This is a genomic window from Corynebacterium sp. (assembly GCF_022712275.1).
Classification (GTDB): domain Bacteria; phylum Actinomycetota; class Actinomycetes; order Mycobacteriales; family Mycobacteriaceae; genus Corynebacterium.
In genome coordinates this window covers 76,490-89,563 of sequence record NZ_JALAGU010000054.1, presented here as the reverse complement: position 1 = coordinate 89,563, position 13,074 = coordinate 76,490, and the positions used below count along the sequence as shown (strand labels likewise).

Genomic DNA, 13,074 nt, shown 5'->3' with positions numbered 1-13,074 from the left:
CTGAGGGGTGGTGGATTTCTGTATCGGTGGGGGAGCGGTGGTTGGCCCGGTCACAGCCGGCAGGCGCGGCGGGCGGCCGAGGCGTCAGCCTCGCTGACGCTCAGCCCGTAGTCGACCGAGACCGTCAGGTAGCGGGCGACATAGGCACACGGGGCGGCACCGGACAACGGGGGAAGCCATTCGGCCGGCGTCCCGTCGCTCTTGGCCTGGTTCGCGCTCCCCGAGACCGCCAGGAGGTTCAGGCGCAGGTCATTGGCGAAGGCGACCCGCGCGGTGCGGTCCCAGGCATGTGCCCCGTGGTCCCAGGCCGCGGCCAGCGGGACGACATGGTCGATCTCGACGTCCGACGGGGAGATCAGGTCTCCGGTGTAGACGTCGGTCGCCGACCCCTCCGCCCGAGGACAGGTGGTGCGACCACTGTCCGCCGGGGTGGCGGCGTCGAAAACGTCCAGCATCACCCGTTCCCGGGTGGTGCACAGTGCACCCTCGGCGGTGACCCCGGTCTCCCATCCGCCGAAGTGACTGCGGTCGTAGCCGACGACGTGCACCCGACGGGGGACGGTCCGCACCTCGTCCAGCAGCGAGTCGAGGAGACGCCTGTCCTCATCAGCGGGCAGCGGGGTGTCCTCCCCGGGGCGAAGGAGGAGAAGCGCGCCCGCGAGGGTGGCGCAGACCGCGGAAATGACGAAGGCCGGTCGTGGGAGTCGCATACTCTGTTGGACTCCACGACCGGCCTTCCGGTTCACGGTAGGACGTCGATCAGCCGGTGACGGTGTTCCCGTCCTCGGCGAGGATCTGCTCGCGGGCGGTGGCGATGTCGAGGTTCTTGTCGGACTCGGCGAGGCGCGCCAGGCGGGTGGCCTCGTCGAACTCGGTGACGACCTCGTCGTCCGGCTCCTTGGTGTTCAGGGTGACGATGACCATCACCAGGACGTTGATGAGGACACCCGGGATCATCTCGTAGAGGCCCCAGGGCTTGTCCATGACGTCGAACTGGGGCAGGCCACCCCAGATGAAGGCGACGGCCGCACCGGCGGCCATACCGGCGACGGCGCCCGGCACGTTGAGTCTGCGCCAGAACAGTGCGGCGACGACCACCGGACCGAAGGAGGCGCCGAATCCGGCCCAGGCGAACTCGACCAGGCCGAGGATGGCGGAATCCGGGTCGAGGGCTACCAGGGCGGCGATGATCGCGACAACGATGATCATCGCACGCGAGAGGTTCTTCAGTGTGTTGTCCGTCGCGGACTTGTTGATCAGTCCTGCGTAGATGTCCTCGACCAGTGCGGAGGCGACCACCAACAGCTGGGAGGAGACCGTCGACATGATCGCCGCGAGAACGGCGGTGAGGATCAGACCGGCGATCAGCGGATGGAAGACCACCTTCGCCATGTCCAGGAAGTTCGTCTCGTAGTTCGTGATGTCGGAGAACGAGGCGTCCCCGTTCTGCGCGAAGAAGGCGGGGGCGATGATCGCGATGAACACCGAGCCGACCAGGCAGAGGAACATCCAACCGACACCCCAGCGACGACCGGCGGTGGCGTCAGAGGGCTTCCGCATCGCCATGAAGCGGACGATGATGTGCGGCTGGCCGAAGTAGCCGAGGCCCCAGGCAAGACCGGAGATGATGGTGATGAAGCCGACGCCGCTGACCGGGTTGAACCAGCTGGAGTTCGCCGCGATCTCGTTTGCCGCGTCACCGTAGGTGTTGTCCAGCTGGAAGGTGAAGATGTCACCCGGGTTGTCCATGTTGAGGACGGCGAAGGTCGGCACGAGGATCAGCGCCAGGAACATCATTGAGCCCTGGACGACGTCGGTGTAGGAGACCGCGAGGAATCCGCCGACGAAGGTGTAGATCACGGTCACCGCACCGATGATGGCCAGACCGGTGAGGTACTCGCCGTCGAAGCTGGACTCGAAGTAGCGGCCACCGGCGACCATGCCGGAGGCGACGTAGAAGACGAAGAAGACAAGGATGATGACGCCGGAGAGGATGCGCAGCGTGTGGCTCTTGTCGCGCAGGCGGTTCTCCAGGAAGGACGGGATCGTGATCGAGTTGTTCGCGATCTCCGTGTAGCTGCGCAGACGTGGAGCGACCAGCTTCCAGTTGCACCAGCAACCGATGAGCAGGCCGACCGCGATCCAGATCTCGGAGAAGCCGCTGACGAACAACGCTCCGGGCAGGCCCATGAGGAGCCAGCCTGACATGTCCGAGGCTCCGGCGGACAGGGCGGCCACGAACGGGTGGAGGCCACGACCTCCCACCATGTAATCCTCGTATTCGTCAGTCTGGAAGTAACTCCAGACACCGATGCCGAGCATGGCGATCAGATAGATCACCATGGCGATGATGAACCACGTATGGTCACTCATGGCAGAACTCCTCGTGTGTCGTCGGTACAGGTTTCAGTCGATGAAAAGTCATTGAGAACTACACTAGATGTTTTGGGGTCAGCTGTCCGGTGGACGGGTCGAACAGTGGTTCGGCACGGGCACGGCAGAGGCTGTCCGGTCCCCGTGGTACACAAGGAGAGTGACTGAACACCGGGTACATCTGCTGTGGCTCGCCGGCCGGGGGCTCCACCTCTGGGTCGAGCGGACCGACGGCCATGCCGTGGTGGTGGACAGCGCCACGCTAGGTCTCGATGACCTGGCTGGGCCGCTGCTCGATCTGGTGAAGAGCCGGGCGCTGCGGCGTCGGGACGGGATGCAGGTGGCGACCCCTAAGGGGCAGGTCCGGGAGATCTCCCTGTACACCCAGGCGTGGACGCCGGAGCAGGCGCTCGTCGTGCTCGGCACACTCGCGGCCTACCTGCGTAGGGGTGGGGACGCCTCCCAGCTCAGCGCGGAAACGGTGTGGCTCGTGCGAGTCTACGAACTCCTCCTGGAGATCGTGGACACCGGCCGGGTGATGATGAAACTCCATTTCGCCGACGGCCAGTGGTTCCCGGTCTGGTGCATGTCCTCCTCCGGGGTGCACAACCGGATCCTGCGGCAGTTCCAGGCGTCCTGCCCGGTTGTGCTGACACTCAACGGCGGTGACGACGTCCTGCTGCGCGCCGCCGATGAGCTCGTCCACTGGATGTGTGTCGCCCGGTTGCAGGACAGGTCAGCGGCGACCGGTGCGACCTTCGACAACCATTTCGTTTCGGCGCTGGTGTCCGGGGACGCCGACCGTCGGCTCACCCCGGTCGTCGCCGACGGACTGGCCGCGTGGCGCAGGTCGGCCACCGAGGATTCCACCCGGCTCGTTCTGGTGCTGCAGGAGCCCCGGGGTGCGGCGGCGGATGACGGTGACGATGACGGTGACGATGACGGTGCCGACTCCGGCGCCGGACCTGTCGACCCCGAGGCCCGGCGTTGGCGCCTCGGCGTCCGTCTGTCGGTGGATGACGCCCCGGCCGCCGAGCTCTCCGCGTCCGAGGCCGGCGACCGGGAGAAGCGGGTGCTGCGTCCCGGGTTGGAGGCCGCCTACCGGGCGTGGCCGCCGTTGCGCGAGACAGCCACAGCGGTGGAGGGGTGGCTGCGCACCGGGGTGTGGTTCCCCGACTCCTCGGCACTGACCGGGCGTCCCGCCGAGGACCGTGTCCTGTCGCTGGCGCTGACACTGGCCGATGTCGAGGCACTGTTGTCCGAGGGGGTGGGGGCGTTGACGATGGCAGGGATCGACGTGCTCGTGCCGCGTGGCTGGTCCACGGTGCGTCCTGCGGTGAAGGTGCGGGTCTCACCGGTCGGTGCCGGACCGGCGGAGGGGCGCATGGGTATGGAGCAGGTGCTGTCCTTCGACTGGGACATCTCGGTCGACGGTGAACAGCTCAGTCCGCTGCAGAAGCATGACCTGCTCACCTCCGCGCGTTCCGTGGTGCAGGTCAAGGGCCGCTATGTGCGCCTCGACGGGGATTCGCTGTCGCGGGCACGCAGCTACTTCCGCACGGTGACGGAGGCGCAGCAGGCGGCTGAGGCGAAGGACACCAAGGACGCCAAGGACGCCAAGGACGCTGCGTCGATCGGCGCTGCCGACGACCCGCATCCGCTGGTGACGCTCGGCGATCTTCTCTCCGCCGAACTGGCCTCGCAGGACCGGACCTGGAACGCCGATGAGGACCTCGAGATCGACGCCGAGGGCTGGGTCGGGCGGATGATCGCCGCCCAGCACCCGCGGGAGAGCGACGGCGAGATGCCGGCCCTCGCCCCGCCGGAGCGGGTGGAGCCACCGTCCTCGCTGACGGTCACGCTGCGCGACCACCAGCAGCGGGGTCTCAACTGGCTGGTGTGGATGTTCCGCCACCGACTCGGCGCGATCCTCGCCGATGACATGGGCCTGGGGAAGACCCTGCAGGTACTCGCCCTGCTGGCCTGGGAGCGTGAGCACGGTGAGGCCACCGGCCCCACCCTCGTCGTAGCCCCGACCTCGGTGCTGGAGGCATGGAACTCGGAGGTCGCCCGGCATGTGCCGTCGCTGCGCGTCCTGGTGGACCACGGCTCGGGCAAGGTACCGGAGGAGCAGTTCCCGGCAGCTGCCGAGGCGGTTGATCTGGTGCTGACCACCTACGGGACGGTGGGGCGCAACCCCGCCCGCTACGCCGGTCTGCGGTGGGGTCGGGTGGTCGCCGATGAGGCGCAGAACATCAAGAACCCGGGCACGGCGCAGTCCCGGGCGGTCCGGGCGATCCCGGCCGATCACCGCATCGCGCTCAGCGGTACCCCGGTGGAGAACCGTTTGTCGGAGCTGCACACCCTCATGGACTTCTGTAACCCGGGGCTGCTGGGTTCGGCCAAGGCTTTCCACAACGCAATCGGTTCCCACATCGAGCGTGACCGTGACCCGGAAGATGTCGAGCGGCTCCACCGACTCGTCGACCCGTTCATCCTGCGGCGGGAGAAGACCGATGAGTCGCTGGATCTGGGGCTGCCGGAGAAGCGCGAGTACATCGACTCGGTCACCATGACCACCGAACAGGCGGCGCTGTACCAGGCCTACGCCGCGGATGTCGAGGACCGGTTGGCCAACAGCCGCAGTGACCGTCGCAGCGGCCTGGTGCTCACCGCGCTGACGCACTTCAAGGAGATCTGCAACCATCCGGCCCACTTCAGCGGCGACGGGTCCGGGATCCGCAAGGACGGCCGTCACCGCTCCGGCAAGGTCGAGAGGCTCTACCGGATCGTCTCAGAGGCACTCGAGCAGGACCGTCGGGTGCTGGTCTTCACCCAGTTCCCGTCGTTCGGACGCATGCTCGCCCCGGACATGGAGGAGGTGTTCGGCATCGAGGTGCCGATGCTCCACGGTGGACTGAGCCGGAAGGCGCGTGTGGGCCTGGTGAGCCGGTTCCAGTCGGAGAACGGGCCGAAGGTGATGATCCTGTCGACCCGGGCCGGGGGCACCGGCATCACGCTGACCCGGGCCAGCGTGGTCGTGCACATCGACCGCTGGTGGAATCCGGCGGTGGAGGACCAGGCCACCGACCGTGCCTACCGGATCGGTCAGGGGCAGGATGTCCGGGTCCACAAACTCATTGCCGTGGGTACGCTCGACGAGAGGATCAACGACATTCTCGGCGCCAAGCGAGACCTCGCCGGAGACGTCGTCAGTGCAGGCGAGAGCTGGCTGACGAGGATGGACGATGCGTCCCTGAAGGACCTGTGGCGGTTGAGCACCTCCACCTCCGACCGTCGTTTCGGTACCGGCGGAGCGGAAGGTGAGGCGGCGTTGCAGGAGGCGATGGACAGGATCTCGGACAACTGGGCGGAGTTCCAGGCGGGCCTGCTGGAGAAGTACCCGGTTGACGGCAGCGGTGACAGCGGCGACGGAGAGGAGGACGACCATGAGTGAGGACAGGAAGGGTGGACGCCGCCGGCGGCTCGGCACCCCGAAGCCGGAGTGGGGCGACAATGTCATCGAGGCGGACTTCGGTTCCCGCGGACGACGCGCCGCCGACAAGGACGCCACGGACGGCCCCGACCTCACCAGAGGTTTCTTCGACCCGGGCAGTCGTCTCGGGCGAGCGGTCGCTGAGCGTCGGGCCGTGCAGACCGCTGCCGAGGAGGCGGAGAAGCGGCGGACGAGGCAGACCCGTCAGCGCGAACAACGGGCGGCGTCCACCACCGAGGGCTGGGCGGGAAGCGTCATCCTCGACACAGTCGGTGCCGGGGCGGACACGGCACGCCGGCAACGGGGACTGGCGTACGCCCGCGAGGGCAAGGTACGGAATCTCGACCTCGAACTGGGCACGGCGAGTGCACTGGTCACCGGGTCACAGTTGGAGCCCTTCGAGGTGTCGCTGCGGTGGCGTCCGCTGTCGGAGAACCAGGTGACGTACATCCACGGTGAATGTCTCGAGCACCCCGAGAACCTCAGTCGGCTGCTGGCGGGACGTAAGCCGCTCCGGGAGGTGGTGGCTGTGCTGCTGAGCCCGTCGGATTTCCGCGATTCCTGGTGCACCTGTCCGGACCGCGCCGGGATGTGCAAGCACCGGATCGCGGTGGCACATGCCGTGGCGGAACAGTTCACCACCGATCCGGTGGCCTTCCTCGACTGGCGGGGGATGGACACCCGCAGGCTCATCGAGGAGGTCGGTGAGAAGGAGAGGCAGCGTCATCCGCAGGTGGTGGATCTGCAGCGTCGTGCAGTGCAGACGGAATCTTCCGGCAGTTCCGGCAGTTCCGGCAGTTCCGGCAGTTCCGGCAGTTCCGGCGAGGTACGACGGGAACCCGAGGATGTCCGCTACAGTGCCGGGGAGTTCTGGGGTGATCTGTCCCGGCTGCCGGAGTGGGAGCCGATGGACGTCCGGCACGGGCTGGAACTCGGCGACCGGGACACCAGGAACGCGGTGATACGCAAGGTCAGCTGGAACACGGTGGACCAGTTGCGCGTCCTCGATGAGCTGGAAAGCTGCTACCGGCTGCTGACCGGGGAAGATAAGGAAGAATACGATACTGTGTTCGACAGGGAACCTTGGCTGTCCGATCCGTCCGGAAGAATCGGTGAGCATGACTGACACACCACTCCCGTCACCACATACTGTCCGGATCCTCCACACCTCGGACTGGCAGTTGGGGATGAAGCGCTGGTTCCTCGGGAAGGAAGCCGGCCCCCGCTACCAGGAGGCCCGCCTCGCCGTTATCGAGCGGATTCTTCACCTGGCCGTCGAGAGGTCCTGTGACGCGGTCGTCGTCGCCGGAGACGTCTTCGACGACAATCTCGTCGACAGGCGTACCTGGCGCCGGGCGGTCGATATTCTCCGTGGGTCACCGGTGCCGGTGTTCCTGCTGCCCGGCAACCACGATCCCTACGATCCGGCGAGTATCTACCGGGATCCGGTGTTCGAGCGACTGTCGCCGACGGTCCGCGTCCTCACGGACACCACTCCGCAGCGGGTGCTGGATGCCGCTGACGGCAGACCCGCGCTGGAGATCGTCGGTGCACCGCTGCTGTCGAAGTACATGAGTGCCGATCCGGTGGGCGGGGCGCTGCAGGGCCTGCGTGGCACGGAGAGCTCAGCTGATCGGGATGCCGCGACGGTCCGCGTCCTCGTCGGTCACGGTGCGACCTCCTCGAGGTCGTCGGCCGGTGATCCCGCCGTCATTGACGTGGACGCTGCGGCGCAGGCCTGCCGTGACCGTATCGTGGACTATGTCGCTCTGGGGGACACCCACTCCGCGGTGAACCTCCACGGGGACGGCACCGTCCGCTATTCCGGTAGTCCCGAACCCACCGATTTCCGCGAGGAGGACGGCGGGGGAGAGGGACGCTCCGGATTCGCCCTCGTCGTCGACATCGCCCTTGACCCGGAGTCACCGGAGTCGCCGGCAACGGTCACCGTCGACGAGGTACCCGTCGGTACCTGGCACTTTCTGGCGCTGTCCGCCCGCATCGATTCAGACGAGGAGGTCACCGACTGGATCCGTCGGCTCGGGGACCTGCCGGACAAGCGCACCACCGTGGTGAAGTACGCGTTGACCGGCACCGTGGACCTGGCGACCGGGGCGCGGCTGGACCGGGAGATCGCCGAGGTGGTCCCGTCCTTCGCCGCGCTCTACCCACGGGAACGTCTGATGGACCTGCACACCGTGCCCGACGACGGGGAACTCGCCGAAGCCCGGTGGCCGGGTGCCGTCGGCGAGGCCTCGCGCGTCCTGGCGTCCCGCACCACCGAGGGGGACGCCACCGCCCGCGACGCGCTGCGGCTGCTCTACCGGCTGTCGGCCGAACCCGCCGGAACCACGACCGGGAAAGGAAACTGACCGATGCTGACCCTCCATTCCCTGACCCTCGACCATGTCGCCGGAGTCGACCACGCACACCTGGACCTGCCGGACAACGGGGTGGTCGTCGTCCACGGACCCAACGAGATGGGCAAGACGACCCTGCTCACCGCTTTCGGCCTGCTGCTGTCCGAGGTCGGTGTGAACTCGAAGGCAGCCAAGGTCAAGGCACTGAAGAGCGCGACCGAGGACGTCGCGACCACGGTCTCCGCCGACATGACGGTCGCCGGGCACCGGCTGACCGTCCTCAAGAGCTTCAACAAGGGCAGCGGACGCTGCGAACTCACCGTCACCTCCCCGCGGCGGGAGAACCTCACCGGACGGCAGGCCGCAGAACGCTTTGCCGAGCTGCTGGCCGAGGGGGTGGACAGCAGTCTCATCGACGCCCTCACCATCGAGCAGGGCGCGAGCCTGGACATTCTCGCCGCCACCGGGATCCCCAGCCTGGAGCAGGCACTGGGTGGGGACTCGCCGGCTGATACCGAGGCATCCGGTGGTGGTGCCGGTGCCGGAACGGGTACCGCGGACGGGGCCGGTGCCCTCATCGGCAGGATCACCGACGAGTACCTGAAGTACTTCACGCGCACCGGGAAGACCACCGGTGAACTCCAGAGGGCAGAGAAGGCGCTGGCCGCGGCGAAGGACGCGGAGGACGCGGCGGAGGCCCGCTACACCCAGGCGCAGAGTCTCATCGCCGAGCTCGAGCGGCTCACCGCGGAGAAGGCGGCCTTGGCGAAGCAGGAGCCCGTCGCTGCTGAGGCTGCCGTGGAGGCGGAGAAGACCCTGGCCGAGGGGCGCGCGGCGGTCGCGGAACTCGACGAGCTGCGCAAGACCGTCGTCGCCGCCGCCGGAGTGCGGGACCTCGCCGACCAGCGGGCCCGCGCCCGCGCCGACCGGGTTTCCGCCCTGGCGGACGCCGAGAAGACCGTCGCCGACCTGACCGTCGAGGTGCAGGAGGCGGAGAAGGCCGCTGAGCAGGAGACGCAGACCACCGGGGATCTGCAGAAGAAGCTCAGTGGCGCACGGCGCCGGTCCCGGGTGGCCACAGCCTGGGCGGCACGCGTGGAGGCACTGTCCCGGCGACAGGGGGCCGAGACCCGGGTCAAGGAACTGGCGGACCGGATCGCCAGGGCCACAGGTATCTCCGACGAGGTCCGTGAACTGAAGAAGTCGGTGGACGATAATCCGGTGACCGACAAGGTCCTCGCGTCACTGCGTGCGGCGGACGCCGCCCTGCGTCAGGCCGTCACTGTCCGTGACGCGGTCGCCACCACCGTAGAAGTCGCCGGTCCGGCCGACGGGGCCGTCACTGTCGATGAGGAATCCCGTGACCTGGTCGACGGGGTGACTACCGTGCACGTCACCGGACGCCAGAAGATCGGACTCGGGGACTGGACGGTCACCGTCACCCCGGCACGGGAGGTCAGCGAGGTGTCCGAGGACGTCACCCGTGCCGGCGCAGAACTCGACCGACTTCTGGCGGCTGCCGGTACCGAGGACCTGGCAGCGGCCGAGGACGCGGCGGCGGCACGTCAGGTCGCGGTCGAGAAACACCGGGAGGCGGTGCTCCGGCTGGCCCAGATCACCGGCAGCGACACTGTCGATGACCTACGTACACAGTACGACCGGGTGTCCGCCGAGGTGGAGGCGCTCACAACCCGTGCCGACGAGGCACTGGAACAGATCCGGGCAGAGGACCCCGGAGGGGCCGTTGAACTGCCCGGTGTTTCCGGTAGTGATTCCGACGACGGGACCACCGCCACTGTCACGGAGTTGACCGATGCCGCGGCCGCGGCGGGGCGTGAGGCGGAGCGGATCCAGGAGGACATCACCCGCGTCACCCGTGCCGGTGCGGCGGTTCGGCTCGAAGGCCGGAAGGCGGAACTGGAGCGGGTGACTGCCGGGCATGACCGGCTTGCCGCCGCACTGGCCGCAGACCGTGAGGAGCGGGATGACGCTGCCCTGGAGACAGCGGTCACCGAGGCCGTCACTGCGCTGGCTGAGGCCCAGGCTGATCTCGCCGAGGTGGAAGAGCGCACCGGCGACATCGACCTGGAGACCATCACAAGCCTGGCGGAGGGGGCGGCATCCCGCGTCCGGCGACTGCGCGAGCGGGCTGAGGAGGCCGGCCACTCCGTGGCAAGGGTCACCGGCGCGCTCGGCGAGCACGCGGGTGTCGCCGAAGATGTGGCGAACGCACGTACCGTACTGAAGCGTGCTATGCGTGAGCATGAGCGGGTGTCGGCACAGGCGGAGGCCGCGGCCCTGCTGTACCGCGAGGTCCAGGAGGCGCTCGCACGGGCCCGGCGACGATACGAGGCGCCGCTGCGGGCCACCGTTGAGCGGCTCGCCCGCACCCTCTACGGCTCGCAGGTGGACTTCGAGTTCAGTGACGACCTCGGTCCGTCCCGCCGGACCCTGGACAACGTCACCCTCGACACCGACCAGCTGTCCGGCGGCGCCCGTGAGCAGCTCTCCGTACTGACCCGGCTGGCCGTCGCGGATCTCGTCGGCGGGGGAGACGCGGTACCGGTGATCATCGACGACGCCCTGGGGTTCTCGGACCGCGGCCGGATCGACCGGATGAACGTCGTGCTGGACAGGCTCGGCCGGGACCACCAGATCATCGTCCTGACCTGTGACCTCGACCGCTTCGACGGGATCGCCGGTGCGACCCTGGTCCCGATGCAGCAGGTGCTCGCCGGCTGACGACAGGTAACTGGCTGGTGCCCGCCGGCGCTCGCCGGGCACTGTACACGATCGTCACGTTTCATGCCGTACGCTACGACGCGAAAGCCGGAAACGTCATGATCATGTACGAGACGGCCCAGACGTCGGGCCCATTGACATTCAACCTGCGAGGACACCGGAGCCACGAGAAAACCGCACCTCAGATGAGGTGCGGTTTATCTTCGATGTGCCCCCGAGACGATTCGAACGTCCGACCGCTGGTACCGGAAACCAGTGCTCTATCCCCTGAGCTACGGAGGCAATGACGACGACTATAGCACCGCGCAACCCCACCACCGCAAACCACCCGCATGACAACGGTGTAAGACCGCGGTACAGGCAGACCCGCCGGTTCCCCGTGGTCGCCTACGTTCCACGTCCGGCTCGTTGGTACTCTCGTCCACTGTGACTCCTGCTGATCTTTCCGTCCTCATCTCCGGTGCTGCGCGCACCGTGCTCACCGACCACGGCTTCGACCCTGCCGTCGTCCCGGACCAGGCAGTCGTTGAGCGACCGCGCAATCCGGAGCACGGTGACTACGCGACCAACATCGCGCTGCAGACCGCGAAGAAGGCCGGCACCAACCCCCGCGAACTCGGCACCTGGCTGGCAGAGGCCCTCGCCGCCGCCGACGGCATTGACGAAGCGACCGTCGCCGGCCCGGGCTTCATCAACATCCGCCTCGCCGCGGACGCGCAGGGACGCCTCGTCACCGACATCCTCTCCGCCGGCGACGCCTACGGCACCGGTGACGACTACGCAGGCCAGCGCATCAACCTGGAGTTCGTCTCCGCCAACCCGACCGGCCCGATCCACCTCGGCGGTACCCGGTGGGCCGCCGTGGGCGACTCACTCGGTCGCGTCCTCGCCGCCCGCGGCGCGCAGGTCACCCGCGAGTACTACTTCAACGACCACGGCACCCAGATCGACCGTTTCGCGCGGTCGCTCGTCGCCGCGGCCAAGGGCGGGCCTGCCCCGGAGGACGGCTACGGCGGAGACTACATCGCCGATATCGCCGCCCAGGTCATCGAAGCAACCCCGGACTGGGCGGACCACTCCGACGAGGAGATCCAGGAGATCTTCCGCGCCCAGGGTGTGGACCTCATGTTCGCCCACATCAAGCGGACCCTCGCCGAGTTCGGTACCGAGTTCGACGTCTTCTTCCACGAGAACGCCCTGTTCGAGTCCGGCGCCGTGGACAAGGCCATCCAGACCCTCAAGGACAACGGCAACCTTTACCAGGCCGAGGGCGCCTGGTGGCTGCGCAGCTCCAACTTCGGGGACGACAAGGACCGTGTCGTCATCAAGTCCGACGGCAATGCCGCCTACATCGCCGGCGACATCGCCTACATCGCCGACAAGATCGACCGCGGTCACGACCTGTGCATCTACATGCTCGGTGCCGACCACCACGGCTACATCGCCCGCCTCAAGGCCGCAGCCGCAGCTCTGGGCTACAACCCGGAACAGGTCGAGGTCCTCATCGGTCAGATGGTCAACCTCGTCCGCGACGGCAAGGCCGTCCGGATGTCCAAGCGTGCCGGTACCGTCATCACCCTCGACGATCTTGTCGAGGCCATCGGTGTGGACGCCGCCCGGTACGCCCTCATCCGTTCTTCCGTCGACTCCTCCCTGGACATCGACATGGACCTGTGGACCAGCCAGACCAGTGACAACCCGGTCTTCTACGTCCAGTACGGCCACGCCCGGCTGTGCTCCCTGGCCCGTAAGGCCGCAGACAACGGTGTCAGCCTGCCGGAGGACCTCTCCACCCTGGACCTCGGCACCCTCACCCACGACCGCGAGGGTGACCTCATCCGCACCCTGGGCGAGTTCCCGGACGTCCTGGCCACGGCCGCGGAGCTGCGTGAGCCGCACCGCGTCGCCCGCTACGCTGAGCAGCTCGCCGGAACCTTCCACCGGTTCTACGATTCCTGCCAGATCCTGCCCAAGGGTGACGATGCCACCGGTGATGACATCGCCCCGGTCTTCCTCGCCCGTCTCGCCCTGGCCAAGGCAACCCGGGTGACCCTGGCCAACGCTCTGCGCATGGTCGGCGTCTCCGCCCCTGAAAGGATGTGA

Annotated in this window: 7 protein-coding genes and 1 tRNA gene; 5 read left to right on the top strand and 3 right to left on the bottom strand. The window is 67.8% G+C overall.

The window, feature by feature from the left end; all coding sequences use genetic code 11:
• Positions 1 to 50: 50 nt before the first annotated feature.
• Positions 51 to 710: an HNH endonuclease family protein gene (locus tag Q0A27_RS14310; protein WP_291476435.1), complete on the bottom strand. Its 660-nt coding sequence runs from the start codon at positions 708 to 710 to the stop codon at positions 51 to 53.
• Between the two features lie 49 nt (positions 711 to 759).
• Entirely contained in the window at positions 760 to 2,373 is a 1,614-nt protein-coding gene (gene putP, locus Q0A27_RS14305; protein ID WP_291476433.1) for a sodium/proline symporter PutP, read from the bottom strand.
• Between the two features lie 160 nt (positions 2,374 to 2,533).
• Between putP and Q0A27_RS14300 the strand changes: the two genes are divergently transcribed.
• The 4 genes from Q0A27_RS14300 to Q0A27_RS14285 are packed head-to-tail and all read left to right on the top strand — an operon-like array spanning position 2,534 to position 10,971.
• A complete protein-coding gene (locus Q0A27_RS14300; RefSeq protein WP_291476431.1) occupies positions 2,534 to 5,830 on the top strand; it encodes a DEAD/DEAH box helicase in 3,297 nt (1,098 codons plus the stop codon).
• Positions 5,823 to 6,995, top strand: coding sequence for an SWIM zinc finger family protein (locus Q0A27_RS14295; protein ID WP_291476430.1), 1,173 nt, complete (start codon positions 5,823 to 5,825; stop codon positions 6,993 to 6,995). Before Q0A27_RS14300 ends, Q0A27_RS14295 begins: the two co-directional genes overlap by 8 nt.
• Positions 6,988 to 8,241, top strand: a complete 1,254-nt coding sequence (locus Q0A27_RS14290) for an exonuclease SbcCD subunit D (protein ID WP_291476429.1) — start codon at positions 6,988 to 6,990, stop codon at positions 8,239 to 8,241. Before Q0A27_RS14295 ends, Q0A27_RS14290 begins: the two co-directional genes overlap by 8 nt.
• A 3-nt stretch (positions 8,242 to 8,244) precedes the next feature.
• The gene (locus tag Q0A27_RS14285; protein WP_291476428.1) at positions 8,245 to 10,971 is read left to right on the top strand and encodes an AAA family ATPase; all 2,727 of its coding nucleotides are present in this window, start codon (positions 8,245 to 8,247) and stop codon (positions 10,969 to 10,971) included.
• 209 nt (positions 10,972 to 11,180) lie between these two features.
• On the opposite strand, the gene Q0A27_RS14280 is transcribed toward Q0A27_RS14285, so the two are convergent.
• Positions 11,181 to 11,253: transfer RNA gene (locus Q0A27_RS14280), tRNA-Arg, on the bottom strand.
• Between the two features lie 144 nt (positions 11,254 to 11,397).
• Between Q0A27_RS14280 and argS the strand changes: the two genes are divergently transcribed.
• The gene (argS, locus tag Q0A27_RS14275) at positions 11,398 to 13,074 is read left to right on the top strand and encodes an arginine--tRNA ligase (protein WP_291476426.1); all 1,677 of its coding nucleotides are present in this window, start codon (positions 11,398 to 11,400) and stop codon (positions 13,072 to 13,074) included.